Consider the following 15,079-nt stretch of genomic DNA (forward strand, 5'->3'; position numbering starts at 1 on the left):
AGCGTATAGTTATTCGTAGCTTCGCTTGCGGGAACATCTCGCCAATTGCTAGATGTTCATTGCTGTGTAGATGGCGCGCCTCCAGTATTTCACCACACGGGTGAAATCGGCGCAGAAGGTCGCCACAACGATTGGCCCGCAAATGCGGTGTTTGCCAACCGGATGCTAGGTGCGACCGGCGTCTCAGACTCCATTGATGGCTATGACCGCTACGGCGGTGCCTGTTTTCTATAACGTCCATTTATTTGACGTTATGCGATAACAGAGTCAGGGACGCTTATGATGTTTTTTGCCGGTACTTGCCGGCCTACCAAGGTGTGATTAATGACCTCGACTTCTGTCGCCTCGCCGAGCTTCGGCGATCTTGCTCTATTGCCTGCCGTTCTGTCTGCTGTTGAATCACAGGGCTACCTCGTTCCCTCGCCGATTCAAGCACAAACCATTCCTGCGCTGCTTGAAGGCCGCGATATGCTGGGCCAGGCCCAGACGGGTACCGGCAAAACCGCAGCGTTTGCATTACCGTTACTGTCACGTTTAGAACTGACTCGCCGCGAACCACAAGTGTTAGTCATGGCGCCGACTCGCGAGCTAGCTCAGCAAGTCGCTGCCTCCTTTAGTAAGTATGGCCAAAACCTCAAAGGTCTCGAAGTAGCGACCCTTTGTGGCGGTCAAGAGTACCGTGAACAGCTAGGTGCCCTTAAGCGTGGCGCGCAAGTAGTAGTAGGCACCCCAGGACGTATTATCGATCACCTGGATCGCGGCAGCCTCAAGCTTGATGGCCTCTCTGCTCTAGTGCTGGACGAAGCTGATGAAATGCTGCGCATGGGCTTTATCGACGACGTAAAACGCGTGGTTGCCGATACCCCGAAAGATGCTCAACGCGTGTTCTTCTCGGCCACACTGCCGGCTGAAATTGAGCGTATTGTTAACCGTTACTTAGTTAATCCGGTTAAAGTCGCGATTGAGTCAGGTACGACCACTGGCGAAAACATCGAACAGCGTATTGTGCGCGTTGATGGCGGCGCTAAGCTTGAAGCCGTTGCGCGTATTCTCGAAGTCGAGCCGGTCGATGGTGCCATCGTCTTTGTTCGTACCCGTGCTGCTTGTACCACGCTCGTTGAGCAATTGACGGCTCGTGGTGTTAACGCCGCTGGCCTGTCCGGTGACCTGGACCAGAGCCTGCGTGAGCGTACCATTACCCGCTTGAAGCGTGGCAAGGTAGACGTATTGATCGCTACCGACGTAGCAGCGCGTGGTCTTGACGTGTCGCGTATTACGCACGTTATCAACTATGATCTGCCGCAAGATGCAGAAGCTTACACCCACCGTATCGGTCGTACCGGTCGTGCGGGTCGTAGCGGCATCGCGATCACGTTTGCAGGCTTCCGTGAAGGCCGCAAAGTAGGCTGGATGGAGCAGGCAACCGGTCAGAAAATGACTGAAATGGCGCTACCCGATGAAGCCGCTATTCGTGCCCACCGCGATGAAGTCTTCCATCAGCGCGTGATTGCTTCCTTGACCAAAGGCGCAGTAGAGCAGCGTGCTCTGATTGAGCGTTTGATCGAAGAAGGCCATGACCCGATCGAGCTGACATGTGCGTTTGCCGCTATGGCTCGCGCTGACGAAGCGCCGATTGGTCGTCTACAGGCACCGCGCAAAGAGAAGCCCTCACGTGATGGCGCACCTGCCGGTAAGCCGGGTGCTCGTCGCGAACGTACTAGCGGCCCGACCGAAGGCATGACGCGTTACCGCGTCTCCGTTGGTCATAAAGATGGCGTTAAGCCGGGTCAGCTAGTCGGTGCCCTTGCCAATGAAGGCGGCATTGAAGGCGCGCGTATCGGTCGTATCGATATCCGCAACGCGTTCTCTGTTGTAGAGCTGCCGAGCGGCTTGCCCTCAACGATTCTGGCTAAGATGGCACGTGCCCGTGTGGCTGGTCGTCCGCTGGAAATCAGCGAAGACAGTGCACCGGCTGAGCGCGCACCGCGCCGCCGTCGTGATGAAGGCGATGCGCCGGTTCGTCGTCGCGAACGCGCTTAAGTCTTCATCGACGTAAGGATTAATCAGTTGCCGCCAGGCGGCAGCTGAGAAAATCTCAAACGCCCCCGCCCCTTTACTGGTGCGGGGGCGTTTTTTTGCTACCTTATTTACCATTAATCGGCGTTCAAGGAGGATGAAATGCCCGCACCGCTACACGAATGGAATCTTGCGCCCAGAGAGGCGAGGGCGCTGCAAACAGCGTTGGCTAAACGCTTGGAATTTACTGATCGCCTTGCGCCGGTAACGCATATTGCCGGGGTGGATATCGGGTTCGAAGAGGGTGGCGAAATTACTCGGGCAGCGGTGGTGGTATTGAAATGGGATCCTGCCACCGCACCCGATTTAAGCGTGGTTGAGCAAGTGGTTCACCGTGAGCCCACCCGCATGTCCTACATTCCAGGCTTGCTTTCGTTCCGTGAAATTCCGGCGGCGCTGGGGGCGTTCGAAAAACTCAGCGTGAGGCCCGAACTGGTGATGGTAGACGGCCAGGGAATTGCCCACCCGCGTCGTTTAGGGGTCGCCGCTCACTTGGGGCTGTGGCTGGATTTGCCCACGATAGGCATTGCCAAGTCACGCCTGTATGGCCAACACGCTGAGGTGGGTGAACAGCGCGGTGACTGGATGCCGCTTTACGCGGGAGCCGAGACGATTGGGGCCGTGTTACGCTCACGCGCCAAGGTCAAGCCTGTCTATGTATCGCCTGGGCACCGCATCACCTTGGAGACCTCGCTTACCTGGGTGATGCGCTGCCTGGGGCGCACCAAACTACCTGAGCCAACGCGGCTTGCCGATCGCTTAGCGTCGCGACGCGATCAGCGTAAGTAGGGGCTATACAAAGGCTAGGAAGCGCTGCAGCAGGCTGGCTGCTTCTGGGGCTTCCGTCACCTCTGCCGAGAGGCTTTCAGGGTTTTCTCCTTGGTCGCGCAACGCGGCGCGTTGGCGCTCTATATAGGCGCGCATGACGGGCACGCTGAACTCAGGGTGGAACTGTACGCTCCACTGGCGTGATCCGTAGCGCAGCGCTTGATGGGCATCGTGGCTATTGTGGGCCAGCACGGTGCAGTCACGAGGCGTCTGCATTACCGATTGCGCATGGGAAAGATGTGCGGCAAAACTTTCCGGTAATTGGCTAAACAGCGGGTCTCGTTGGCCAGCCTGAGTCAGCCGCACCGTATGTGTGCCCGATTCGCGGCCAGCGGGGTGATAGTCGCTAACGCCACCAAAGGCGGCCGCCATGAGCTGGTGACCGTAGCAAACGCCCAGCATGGGGGTATCGTTTGCCAACGCTTCTTGCAGCCACGGTTTAAGCGCTTCACTCCAGGGCTCGGCATCACTGACCATGCTGTGAGAACCGGTGATCAATATGCCTGCTAAGGTGTCGAGGGCTGGCGCAGTAGGGTTGCGTCTCGCATCCCACACTTGAACGTTTAAATGCGCTGGCAGAGCCGCGTTAAGCTGATTTTCAAATAGCGTTTCAAAATCACCGTGCTGGTCGACGATTTCTGGATAGGCGTCGCCGGTTTTAACGATTAATACACAGGCCATATCACTCCCTCGGTAGGATGAAACGCAGACATTAAACAAAGGCCTTTAAGGAAGAGCGTAAAGGCGTGAAGATAGCCTATCATGGCTTCTTAGCTGGTCAGAACGAGCTGGTAAGAAAGCATTCATTATGAACGATGTTAAGGAGACAATAATGCAACAAATTACCCGTGCGGGCGAACCGTTGGATGTGGCTGGCACACTGCCTGCTAAAGGTCAATCAGTACCTAAGATGACGCTTACCAACACTGATCTACAGGATGTCACGCTAGAGACCTACGCAGGCAAGCGTAAGGTGCTCAATATTATTCCCAGTGTGGATACGCCCACCTGTGCGATGTCGACGCGCCACTTTAACGAGCTGGCATCGAATCTTGCTGACACCGTGGTATTGGTTGTTTCGGCGGACTTACCTTTTGCAGCCAAACGCTTCTGCGGAGCAGAGGGGCTGGACAACGTTGAAACATTGTCTACTTTCCGTCATCCAGAGTTTCGTGAAGCCTGGGGCGTAGCGCTGTGCAATAACCCGATGGAGGGGCTATGTGCCCGCGCGGTAGTGGTGTTGGATGCCGATAACCGCGTGCTGCATAGCGAACTCGTCAGCGAGCTGAAAAACGAACCGGACTACGAAGCCGCGTTGGCAGCGTTAAACTAATTAACTCGGCTTTACGGCTAGCTACGCCGTGTGGCGTGGCGTTTTGACGCCCTCACCAGCGCACGAATGAGACGCTGCTGGGGGCGGTTGAAAATCAACCACTCCGGGTGCCACTGCACGCCTATCAAAAAGTCGTGCTCGCGGGACTCTATGCCCTGCACCAAGCCGTCTCTGTCTCTAGCGACAATCTCTATCCCCCTGCCGGCGTCATAAACGGCCTGGTGATGCAGGCTGTTGACCCGACACCAGGTGACGCCGAGCAAGCGGTGCAGTTTACTCGCCCCGACAATATCGACGGTTTTGCGTGGCAGTACCGTCCGGCGCCGCTTTAGCCCTTCATGAGTCGTGTAGATATCTGGGTCCAGGGTGCCGCCAAGATGCACGTTGATTAGCTGGGCTCCCCGGCAAATACCCAGCACGGGGGTGTTTAGCGGAATAAACCGCTCCAGCAAGGCAAGCTCCAGCTCATCCCGAGCGGGATCAAGGCGCACATCCAGCTGCACTTCGCCACCGTAAAGGTGGGCTTGAATATCGTCGCCGCCGCCAATGATGAGTCCATCCAGGCTTTCCGGCTGGGCGCGCGAAGGCGACAGCCGCAGCGGTTTACCGCCATGCCGCCAAACGGCAAACCAGTCAAACCACCACGCTAAGTGGCTTTTTTTGTCAGAGGTAGTAATTCCGATAAGCGGCCGAGACATGCGGGTGTTTACTCACTGTGACAGGAAGTGAAGAAGGCAACATGGGGCTGTGTAAGAACATCAGCGCTCACGACGAAACCAGCGAACCAGCTTCTCTTTGGCCCGGGTTAGCATTGGTCGATTGTGGTCAGCAATATACTCAGCGCAGCGCGCGAGCAACACCTCTGAGTTCGCGGCAAGTTTCTCAACTTCTACCCAGCGATTCCACTCGACCACCGAGCCCCATCCAGGCTGAGAAAGCTGGGCGTTAGGCAAGCGATAATGAAAGGTAGGGCGCGGCTTGGTGAGCTGAGCATGCAGCAGTTCATGACTATGTTCGGGGCGCAAATAGGCAAAGAGTGGCAGCATATCCAGCTCGCGGTTGCGGGTTGGATTGTAGTGCAGGTAATCGTCAATCAGCGTATCGAGATCAGGCGAGTAGCGGCTATCCAGCACTTTTAGCGCATAGGCTTTTTGAAACGGATTGGCATGGGGTAGCATTTCGCGCGTAATATCGACTTTAATTTCATCGCGTAGCCACCCGGCAAGCAATAAATACGCGCGTAGCATAGCCAGCAAATAGTCGACGTCAAAACGCTCAGCCTCAGGGTTTAGGTGCAGCCCAAACCCATACATCAAGCTGGCATCGGTGCCCTTGGCACCATGTGCGCGAAGTGCTTCAAATAGCGCGTCTAATGCTTCCAGCTCATTCCAGGGCACTGGTGGGCAAACGATTTCGGTAGGCACTAGGCCTGTGACCATGTCACCGATGAGTTCGCGGGTTTTTTGGTGAAACTCGATCCGCCGCTGGTGCTGATGGCGCGCCCACTCGCTGTCCTCTGCATGAGGGTCATCGACAAGAGATTTGTCGGGATGGGCATACTGGGTATCGAGCTCAATGCCAAATTCGCCCCAGCGGGTATTCTCTACCAGTAGCCGATGGGGGCTTACCACGTTAAGCTCCCCGCCAAACAGCTCACGTACGACCAATGCTGTGTCGTGGGGTGGCAGGCCAGCGAACTCAATTTCGACGCCAACGTGCCGGATATCCCCATGGCTGTTTAAACGGTTAGGTGGAGCTTGTAGCGTCATCTCGGCATCCTTGAGGTGAACGTTTAAGTATCCAGCCTATCATAGTCACGCGTTGAGACTGAGCGGTTTACTGGATTCAGTAAACCATAGCGGCGGCAAGCAACAAGCGGTAAGTAGGGTGCTATCTTAGCTAATTATTAGGAGTAAGGCGTGCGACAGCACTGGTTAATCAGCTCGGTAATAGGCGTCATTTTGTTTGTGTTGACAATAACGCAGACAGAGGCGCAAATGGTGTCGCTACCCAGTTTGGGCGGTGGTGGTGAAGAGGAGACGGCCGAGGTTAGCGGCGAAGAGTTTCAGACCTCGCTCAATGACGTCATCACCATGCTTGAAAACGAGGAGCGGCGTACTGAGTTGCTAACATCGCTGCGTGAACTGCAGGTGACCGCGGGTGCCGCCAGTGAGGAGGAGGGCGCGATGCGCCAAGGCCTCCTGGGCGCGCTGGCCGATACCTTAAGCGATCTTGGCGATCAGGCCCAGGCGGGGGATTCGCCGATTGATCAATGGTCACGCCAACTTGTTCAGGGCGCGGACGATCTGCGCGCGCTCAATGATGATGCCGACCAGGGTGAAGCAATTAGGGCGGTTGCTGAAGGGGCGGTGCTGGCGCTTATTTGGATCGTGCTGTTGGTAGCGATGATTGCCTTTGGGCGCATGCTTGCCACCCGGCGGGAGTGGCCGTTAGACCTGCCTCGCGACCCAAAAGGTTGGCTGATGGCGGTACATTTTTTGCGCCGTATGCTGCCCTGGGTGTTGTCGTTCGCCATAACGCTGGGGGTTGGCCAAGTGCTGCCCGACAGCCCAGGACGAACGCTGGTGCTGGTAGTGGCGTATATCTGCCTATGTGGCCGGACGTTGTCGGTAATATTTGAGACCGTGATTGCGTTCTTCAGCCGTGGTCACCGGTTTACCGCTGTGCAGGTACTACAGCAGAGCGCCCTGCGCGGGCTGTTTGTGATTGGTGCTTTGATTGCGCTGGGGGATGCGGTCAACTCAACGCGCTTGGTTGAAATGCTCGGCAGCGAACTGTCGAGCCTGGTATCGATTCTTTCCAACATGCTGGCGGCGCTGCTCTCAGCGCGGTTTATTCTCAAATTCAAACGCCCGGTGCGCCACCTGATTTGCAACCGGCCGTTTAAACAGCGCCGCGATGCGAGTACCGCCGTCGAGATGATTCGCTCGCTGGGCGGGCTATGGCACATCCCGGCGCTATTGCTGGTGAGTGGTTCATTGCTGGCGATCTTTATCACCGTGGGCAACGTAGGCGCCGCGTTGGCGCGCTCGATTATCTCCGCTAGCTTGCTAGTGCTGACGCTGGTCATAACCGGATTGCTGCGCCGCCAAGCTGAACGGATGGGCAAGCGTCGTCACCGCCATCGCTATAGCCAGTATCGTAAACGCTTAGAGCGCTTTGGCTTTGTGTTGGCACATATCTGCTCATGGATGGTGTTCGCCGAGTTGTCCATGCAAGTGTGGGGCAGCTCGTTCTTTGGCCTGGGCCAGCAAGCGGTGGCCAGTGCACGTATTGGCCAAGCGCTAATCAGCTTGGGTGCCACGGTGCTGTTGGCGTGGTTGGTATGGATTTTTGCTGATACCGCTATTCAGCGTGCCCTAACGTCGTCAGCACGCTCGCGAGGGCGTCGAGTCAATCAGGCCCGAGCGCAAACCATCACGCCGATGATCCGCAACGTTATCTTCGTAACCATTTTGATCATTGCGGTGATCGCCGGGTTGGCCAACTTGGGCGTCAACGTCACGCCGCTGCTCGCCGGTGCCGGTGTCATTGGTCTAGCCATTGGTTTTGGTGCTCAAACCCTGGTGCAGGATTTAATTACCGGCATCTTCATTTTGATCGAAGACTCGCTGGCGGTAGATGATTTTGTGCAGATCAATAATCACATGGGCACGGTCGAGGGGCTGACGTTGCGCACCGTGCGGCTGCGAGACTTGGATGGCGTGGTGCATATCATCACCTTTAGCCGGATTGAGTCGATCCACAATATGTCGCGCCAGTTCGGCATTGCGTTAATGCGTATACGCATACCGTTTGATATGAAAATCGACGATGCGATTACGCTGATGCAGGAGACCGCTCAGGAGCTTCGCCGTGACCCAATGATGCGCCACTACATCTGGTCGCCGCTGGAGATGCAGGGTGTGCAAGGGTTTGAAGATGGCTGCCCCATCCTGCGAATGCGCTTTCGCACCGCGCCTGAGATGCAGTGGGATGTCTCGCGCGCATTTAATCTGCTGCTCAAGCAACGTATGGAAGCACAAGAGATCGATCTGGGTGTGCCGCGTCTTAGTGTCAGTATGGAAGCTCGCTCTGAAGATCGTATGGAGGCCACGGCAGGCATGTCGTTCTCTTTAGACAGCGATTCGCAAGAAAACGACTCGCCGGAGCGCGGGCAGAGGAGTGCTGAAGCTGAGCAAGAGAGCGAATCAACCTCGGAGGAGCATAAGAAACCCGCGCCGCCTAAACCCGCACCGCGCCCGACCAAGGCAGAAATTCGTCGTGATGAGCAGGCGCGTAAGCAGGATGAACCGGCCAATCATGCTGCCTCACATCGGCAAAAGCCCCATGCACAGGGCGAGCCCCAGGGCGAGACCTATGCCAGCCCCAGAGGCGAACACGGCGATGAGTAGCCACGGACCGCGTAAACGACGCCAGCGATTATACAGCGAGACCGCGTGGCTAACGCGGTCCACCAGTTCGTCGTGGCGGGAGATCGCGTGATCAGCGGGCAGCGAGAAGTCGTTGGCCACGTCGCCTTGCCAGTGGGCACCGTGGCTGAGGCCTAGGCGCGCGCGTAGCCTGCCAATATCGCTAACGGTGTCGTGCAGCGTGTCGTAAGCATCGCGGCGTTCAGCAACGGCAAATACCGACTCGGCATCCTGACGCAGTGCGCTATGCTGGCAGCGAGCCACGGCGTGTTTGATCTCAAGTTCATTAGCCTCGGGGGAAACCGCGAGGCGCTGATACAAATCGCGCATAAAGGGCTATCGTTTCTCGTGGGGCTATCGTTTTTTTGAGGCTATCGTTTCTCTTCAAACTCGCTTCTCGCGGGCCAGCGCATAGCGTTGCACGGCCTTAGTAAGTTTGCATCAAATAATCATAGGCGTTTTTGATGCGTTGAAAGCGCGCGGAGGCCAAGGCTACCTGATGCTCGCTTTCTGAATAGAAGCGGTCAGGGTGGTGTAATTGCGCCATCCGCCGATAAGCGTGGCGAACCTCTATGCGGGTGGCGCCTGGGGTAAGCCCCAAAATGGAAAGTGCCCGAGTAGTGCGGTCAGGCGGCGGCGGTGAGGTGCGCTGCTGGCGTGAGTCGTTATTACGTCGCTCTTGCGAGCCTTGCTGATGGGAGTTCTGCCGCCGAGAGCGCTGCTGTTCCCGTTCGGTGTGTTCACGCTGCCTTTGGCGCTCACTCTCCTGGTGGCGACGCTGCTCTTGCTCACGGGCTTGGCGGGCTTGCTCTTGGCGCTGCTGTTTTTCCTGTTGCTTTTGCTGCTTCTGAGCGTCGCGTTGCTCTTTCTGTCGTTGCTGCTGCTCTGCCCGCGCATTGGCCTGCTGGTGTTGCTGCTCAGCTGCCGCGGCTTCGCGGGCTTTACGCGCATGGTAATCTGGGTCGTGGGTTTGCCAATAAGTGTCCCGGCTGGGGTCTTCAGGGGTGGCAAGCGGTGTGCCTGTCAGTTCCTTAAACAGGGTGTTTAAGGTCATTGGAGCAACGCTCAGCAAGTCAGCCAAAAAACGCAAAATGTAGTGGTTGGCGAGTGACAATTCGCCATCATCAGTGGCCACGGTGATTGCTTGATGGATGACGCTCAGGCAGCGCTCTTTACCGCACTCTTTGCGCACGACTTCAGCGGCTAGCTGAATCGCCTGTAAATCCTGGCTGTGGGCAATGCTCATGACCGGGGCGAGCTCATGGCCATGGCGAAACTGAGCGGTAACCTGAGCCAAGCGACGGCGTCGCTGACCTTCAGAAACGTGTTGGCGGTGTACCAGCACCCACGCCAACAGTAGCAGGGTTGCCGTATCCACTTGGCTGCGGCTCTTTAATAGCAGCAGCTCAAAGGGTGAAAAACGGGCAATGGACATTTCCTAGCTCCACAGATGAAAAGGCGACAGTGGTCGTGTGCAGCGCCATGATTATTTCAGCCATGGTATATCATCACGTTAGGCAAAGGAGTAGGAGATTGGTGAGTTGATTAACGTTGAGCGTAAAAACAGCTTTCAGCTGCGTCTTACCCGGCGGCTCAAGGAAGAGACGTCGCATAACCTCGACGTCTATCTCTTTGTGCCTGGCGAGCTGGGCTTGAGTACCCAACTTATCTCAGAAGAAGCCTTTTATCATGCGGCCATCAATGTCTCGCGCACCTACTACAGTGACGAATACCTTCTGCCGTTAGTGCATAGTCGATTGGCCAGTCGTAACCGATTGGGTAGTGACTCGTATCGGTTAAGTTTGAGCTTATACGCCTATCAATATGTGGAAGCGATGGAGCGCACCACGCAAACGATGCTGGTCAGTGCCAACAAACTGCGCCATTCCCGTCAAGAGCAACGGGAGGAGAGCAGTGAAGGTCAAGAGAATGCCGTTGCGCTACGTGACCAACTGCATGAAATGATTGATTTAAGTGACGGTATTCTTAAGCGTTTGCGGCGCAATCAGCCGGATGATGAAAACCTCATCAAATATTTTGCCAATATTGATAACTATCTCTCTTGGTTCACCGACCAGCAACTGCTGGCACTGGTGGCACATATGCCCCGAGGCGGAGAGTTTTCCGATATTCGTCGTCGCTTTATCAGCGTTTGTCACCGTGAAAGTGAGTATCGACGCGAACAGCAGTACAACGCTGAGCGGGTAATGGCCGACCCCACGCGCATGTCGAATAAAATGCGCTTACTGCGGCGGTTGATTGAGCACCCGATTACCCTGAAACAAGAAGCATTGGAGCTGGGTAGCGGTGAACAAAAGGCGGTCAAAGCCCTGGCCACGGCTGTGGTAATGGGGTTTGTGACACTAGGCGTGCTTCAGCTACGTAGCGCGCTAGGGGATCTCTCCGCGTTATTCGTATTAGCCATGGCGCTGCTCTATGCCATGCGTGAAGTGTTTAAGGATGATTTGCGCAACACCCTATGGCGCTGGTTGCGTAAAGGTCGGCCTAAATGGCGCCGTCAGTATTTAGACCCCACACGTAATGCCGTGGTAGGGCGCCAATTGGAGTGGTTTGACTATAAGCGTTTTGCTTTGTTGAGTGACGACATTCAGCAGATGCGCCGCCGCACGGTGGCTCAGCGTGAAGAAATGGTGCTGCACTACCGTTCAAGCTCACGTATGTCGCCTACGCGCTTTTTAAGCGGCTATGAGCATACCCGTGAAACGCTCAACCTGGATATCTCCATGCTCACCCGGTTGATGAGCAAAGGAAAGCACCACATCTACCGCTTGAAAGATGGTCAGGCGGTGCGTGAAAGCGTTGAGCGCCGCCACCTGTTCAACCTGGTGATTCGTGAAACGGGCAGTGAAGATACGCCCTATCTCGCTCGCTGGAAGGTGGTAGTAAGCCGTTCGGGCATCGTCGACATTGAGAAAGTCGAAGAGAGCAGTGCGGCTCAGGAGAAAAAATAAGTAAGGGCGTCGTTAAAACCGCCACAATAAACTGCGCTAGATCAAAACAGTCTCAATGCGTTCTCTGAAATAGCTATCTCGCATAGGCAAATGACCGCCAGCGAACTAGGCTCAAAGAACGGGCGGGACAACCTGTATCTGCAGCACAATTTTAAAAGGGAGGTCTCTAGGGCCCGTCACAAGGAGGAGAACCATGCAAGCTATCGATATTATGACACCCAAAGTCGTGAGCGTGGGGCCCGATGCAGAAGTGAGAGAAATCGCGCAGCTGTTGCTCAATCATCATATTAGCGCCGTTCCGGTAGTGGATGAAGAACACCGGGTGATAGGGATTGTCAGCGAAGGCGATTTAATGCGCCGGGTAAAAGATGACGAAGACCACGGCCGCTCCTGGTGGCTGACGCTGTTTACCGGCGGAAAAAGTGATAGCGACTATGTGAAATCCCACGGTCGTAAAGCCTATGAGGTCATGACGCCAAACCCAATGACCGTTGAAGAGAACACGCCGCTACATACTATTGCGCGACTGTTAGAGAAGCACCGCATTAAGCGTGTACCCGTAGTGCGGGACAGCAAATTGGTCGGCATTGTCAGCCGCGCTAATTTGCTGCAAGGAATGGCCAATGCCGCCGTAGCACCGACGCAGTCGCCCATGGATGATCGCAAGGTGCGCGAGGCCATACTCAAAGAACTTGAGGACAATACCAGCGTACAAATTGAAAGCATCAGCCTGATAGTGGATGGCGGAGTGGTGGAGATCTGGGGGCTGGTTGAATCACAGGAACAAAAGCAGGCGGTAACGGTGGCGGCAGAGAACATATCTGGCGTAATGAAGGTAGAAAATCATCTAGGTTTGATGCCACGGGGCTTGGGGTATCTTTAAGCTAGCTATAAGCCCCGCTTAACTAGCACCAAGTTTGACCCAATGCCCGCTAATCATAGCGGGCATTCTCAGTTTTATTGCTTATAAGACGGCCTTAATCGCCTGCTCCAGGTTCTCTACACTGCGCTGGGTGTGGTGCAGCTTATCGAGCCCAAACAGGCCAATGCGGAAGGTTTGGAAGTTATCGCCTTCATCGCACATCAGCGGCACGCCGCCGGCCACTTGAACGCCCGCCTGAGCAAGTTTGCCGACCAGGCCGCTGTCGTCGCTATAGCACACCACCACGCCAGGGGCTTCAAAGCCTTCCGCCGCAACGCTGACAAAACCGTGGCGTTTAAGCATGGCGCGGACATCCCGGCCAATCGCTTGCTGCTCCTCTTTTACCTTGGCAAAGCCGTAATCGCGGGTTTCAAACATAATGTCGCGCAGCTGCCGTAGGGCATCGGTGGGCATGGTGGCGTGGTAAGCGTGGCCGCCGTTTTCATAGGCCTGCATGATGCTGTGCCACTTGCCCAAGTCGCAAGCAAAGCTATTGCTCTGGGTTTCGCTCAAGCGCTGGGTGGCGCGCTCTGAGAGCATTACCATCGCGCAGCAGGGCGAACCGCTCCAACCCTTTTGCGGCGCACTCACCACCACGTCAATGCCGAGCGCCTGCATGTCCACCCACAGCGTGCCAGCGGCAATGGCGTCTAACACAAACAGGCCGCCTACCTCGTGAGTGGCCTTGGCGAGCGCTTGAATATAGTCATCTGGAAGCAGCAAGCCAGCAGAGGTTTCGACTTGCGGGGCAAACACCACTGCAGGTTTTTCGCTACGAATCTGCGCAACGGCTTCATCAATGGGAACCGGCTGAAAAGGCGAGCGGGGGGCATCGGCATTGAGCCTTCGCGCCTTAAGCACTGAGTGCTGATCGGTTAAACGGCCCATCTCGATAATTTGCGTCCAGCGGTAGCTGAACCAACCGTTGCGGATCACCAGGGTTTTCTGATCAACGGCAAACTGACGCGCCACTGCTTCCATACCAAAGGTACCGCTGCCGGGTACAATCACCGCTGCGTGGGCGCTATACACCTCTTTCAGCGTGGCGGAAATATCGCGCATCACAGATTGAAACTGCTGCGACATATGATTTAGCGAGCGGTCGGTATAAACCACTGAGTACTCAAGCAAACCGTCGGGGTCGACGTTGGGCAGTAAACCAGCCATGGCGTTCTCCAAGTAAATGCTGTGCTCTTAATGGCACGCTTTATCGTCAATAAATAAGCTGTCACTAAGAGTACGAGCAATAAACGCACAAAACCAGCCCGCAAAGGGGCTGGTCTTGGATGCAGTGCAGGCTTGTTTAACGCGGCGGTAGTTGCTCAGGCCCAAAGGCATCGGGCAGCAGCGTTTCCATGGTGTAGGTTTTCATCAATTCACCGCTGCCGGAGAGCACCTTGATTTGCGTCTCTGGCGTGGCGAATTCGCGAATCCGCTGGCGGCAGTCGCCACAGGGCGTGCAGAGGTGATCGCCGGGGCCCATGACGTAGACAATCGCTAGCTGGCGCTGCCCGGCAGTGATCATGGCGGAGATGGCCGAGGCTTCGGCGCAGAGGCCTTTGTAGTGGGCGACTTCCACGTTAGTGCCCGCAAACTGCTGACCATCCGGCGTCACCATTACCGATGCCACCGGGTGGGCGGAGTAGGGCACATAGGCGTTAGCCCTCGCGCTAAACAGCTTTTGAACGATCTCTTCTGATACCTGTTCCATCTCTTTTCCTTTTGGACGCTTCAACGCCCTCTTTTAAACGTTCTCGCTTTAACGTTCTAGGCGCGGGCAGCGTCGTCGCGCAATACGGTGTCGAGTGCAATCAGCATCATATCGTCAAAGGTGGTTTGACGGTCGGCGCTGGAGAGCGAGTCGCCTTTCAGGATGTGATCTGACACCGTGCAGATGGTCATGGCGCGGGCGCCAAACTCGGCGGCCACACCGTAAAGGCCAGCGGCTTCCATCTCGACGCCGACAATGCCGTAGCGCTTGAGCATTTCAGCCATCTCGGTTTGCGGGTTGTAGAACAGATCCGCTGAGAACATGTTGCCCACTTTCACCGGTACGTTTTTGGCCTTGGCGGCAGCAACGGCGTGCTGGGTCAGTTCAAAATCCGCAATGGCGGCGAAGTCGTGGTCGTTAAAGCGCATACGGTTAACTTTTGAATCGGTGCTGGCGCCCATGCCGATGACCACATCGCGCACGTTAACGTCGTCGCGCACCGCGCCGCAGGAGCCCACACGAATCAGTGATTTAACGCCGTAGTCGGTGATCAGCTCTTTGGCGTAGATAGAGACCGACGGAATACCCATGCCGTGGCCCATCACGGAAATCTCGCGGCCTTTATAGGTGCCGGTATACCCAAACATGTTGCGCACGTCGTTGACCTGGCGGACGTTCTCCAGGTAGGTGTCAGCAATGTACTTGGCGCGCAGCGGGTCGCCGGGCATCAGTACGGTATCGGCAAAATCACCGGGGGCAGCGTTGATATGTGGGGTTGCCATCAAAGGTCTCCTTTAAGCGGCG

At 56.0% G+C, this 15,079-nt stretch carries 15 protein-coding genes; 7 read left to right on the forward strand and 8 right to left on the reverse strand.

The window, feature by feature from the left end:
• Positions 1-45 precede the first annotated feature (45 nt).
• The 3 genes from MLE19_RS10700 (at position 46) to nfi (ending at position 2,865) form a co-directional block, all read left to right on the forward strand.
• Complete coding sequence (locus tag MLE19_RS10700; RefSeq protein ID WP_240718173.1) at positions 46-234, forward strand: hypothetical protein; 189 nt, start codon at positions 46-48, stop codon at positions 232-234.
• A gap of 90 nt (positions 235-324) precedes the next feature.
• Positions 325-2,040, forward strand: coding sequence for a DEAD/DEAH box helicase (locus MLE19_RS10705; RefSeq protein ID WP_240718174.1), 1,716 nt, complete (start codon positions 325-327; stop codon positions 2,038-2,040).
• Positions 2,041-2,178: 138 nt separating this feature from the next.
• Entirely contained in the window at positions 2,179-2,865 is a 687-nt protein-coding gene (nfi, locus tag MLE19_RS10710) for a deoxyribonuclease V (RefSeq protein WP_240718175.1), read from the forward strand.
• Between the two features lie 3 nt (positions 2,866-2,868).
• On the opposite strand, the gene MLE19_RS10715 is transcribed toward nfi, so the two are convergent.
• On the reverse strand, positions 2,869-3,585 hold the full coding sequence (locus tag MLE19_RS10715; RefSeq protein ID WP_240718176.1) for a glutamine amidotransferase: 717 nt from the start codon (positions 3,583-3,585) through the stop codon (positions 2,869-2,871).
• A 151-nt stretch (positions 3,586-3,736) separates the two neighbouring features.
• Here MLE19_RS10715 and tpx point away from each other — a divergent pair, with 151 nt between their 5' ends.
• On the forward strand, positions 3,737-4,237 hold the full coding sequence (tpx, locus tag MLE19_RS10720) for a thiol peroxidase (RefSeq protein ID WP_240718177.1): 501 nt from the start codon (positions 3,737-3,739) through the stop codon (positions 4,235-4,237).
• 17 nt (positions 4,238-4,254) lie between these two features.
• Here the strand turns inward: tpx and MLE19_RS10725 are convergent, their stop codons facing one another.
• Both MLE19_RS10725 and MLE19_RS10730 read right to left on the reverse strand, forming a co-directional pair.
• On the reverse strand, positions 4,255-4,935 hold the full coding sequence (locus MLE19_RS10725) for a gamma-glutamyl-gamma-aminobutyrate hydrolase family protein (protein ID WP_240718178.1): 681 nt from the start codon (positions 4,933-4,935) through the stop codon (positions 4,255-4,257).
• Between the two features lie 60 nt (positions 4,936-4,995).
• The gene (locus MLE19_RS10730; RefSeq protein ID WP_240718179.1) at positions 4,996-6,006 is read right to left on the reverse strand and encodes an amidoligase family protein; all 1,011 of its coding nucleotides are present in this window, start codon (positions 6,004-6,006) and stop codon (positions 4,996-4,998) included.
• A gap of 150 nt (positions 6,007-6,156) precedes the next feature.
• On the opposite strand from MLE19_RS10730, the gene MLE19_RS10735 reads away from it, so the two are divergent.
• Positions 6,157-8,652: a mechanosensitive ion channel domain-containing protein gene (locus MLE19_RS10735; protein WP_240718180.1), complete on the forward strand. Its 2,496-nt coding sequence runs from the start codon at positions 6,157-6,159 to the stop codon at positions 8,650-8,652.
• Here MLE19_RS10735 and MLE19_RS10740 read toward each other — a convergent pair.
• Both MLE19_RS10740 and MLE19_RS10745 read right to left on the reverse strand, forming a co-directional pair.
• The gene (locus MLE19_RS10740) at positions 8,569-9,000 is read right to left on the reverse strand and encodes a hypothetical protein (protein WP_240718181.1); all 432 of its coding nucleotides are present in this window, start codon (positions 8,998-9,000) and stop codon (positions 8,569-8,571) included. The genes MLE19_RS10735 and MLE19_RS10740 overlap by 84 nt on opposite strands.
• Before the next feature lie 97 nt (positions 9,001-9,097).
• A complete protein-coding gene (locus tag MLE19_RS10745; RefSeq protein WP_240718182.1) occupies positions 9,098-10,105 on the reverse strand; it encodes a J domain-containing protein in 1,008 nt (335 codons plus the stop codon).
• Between the two features lie 106 nt (positions 10,106-10,211).
• On the opposite strand from MLE19_RS10745, the gene MLE19_RS10750 reads away from it, so the two are divergent.
• The gene (locus tag MLE19_RS10750) at positions 10,212-11,642 is read left to right on the forward strand and encodes a hypothetical protein (protein WP_240718183.1); all 1,431 of its coding nucleotides are present in this window, start codon (positions 10,212-10,214) and stop codon (positions 11,640-11,642) included.
• Between the two features lie 193 nt (positions 11,643-11,835).
• Entirely contained in the window at positions 11,836-12,525 is a 690-nt protein-coding gene (locus MLE19_RS10755) for a CBS domain-containing protein (protein ID WP_240718184.1), read from the forward strand.
• Positions 12,526-12,606: 81 nt separating this feature from the next.
• Here MLE19_RS10755 and MLE19_RS10760 read toward each other — a convergent pair whose 3' ends face one another.
• The 3 genes from MLE19_RS10760 to deoD form a co-directional block, all read right to left on the reverse strand.
• A complete protein-coding gene (locus MLE19_RS10760) occupies positions 12,607-13,731 on the reverse strand; it encodes an aminotransferase class V-fold PLP-dependent enzyme (RefSeq protein WP_240718185.1) in 1,125 nt (374 codons plus the stop codon).
• Positions 13,732-13,867: 136 nt separating this feature from the next.
• On the reverse strand, positions 13,868-14,275 hold the full coding sequence (gene cdd / locus MLE19_RS10765) for a cytidine deaminase (RefSeq protein WP_240718186.1): 408 nt from the start codon (positions 14,273-14,275) through the stop codon (positions 13,868-13,870).
• Positions 14,276-14,331: 56 nt separating this feature from the next.
• Complete coding sequence (deoD, locus tag MLE19_RS10770; RefSeq protein ID WP_240718187.1) at positions 14,332-15,057, reverse strand: purine-nucleoside phosphorylase; 726 nt, start codon at positions 15,055-15,057, stop codon at positions 14,332-14,334.
• Positions 15,058-15,079: the final 22 nt, after the last annotated feature.

It is taken from the genome of Vreelandella neptunia (assembly GCF_022489065.1).
GTDB lineage: Bacteria > Pseudomonadota > Gammaproteobacteria > Pseudomonadales > Halomonadaceae > Vreelandella > Vreelandella neptunia_A.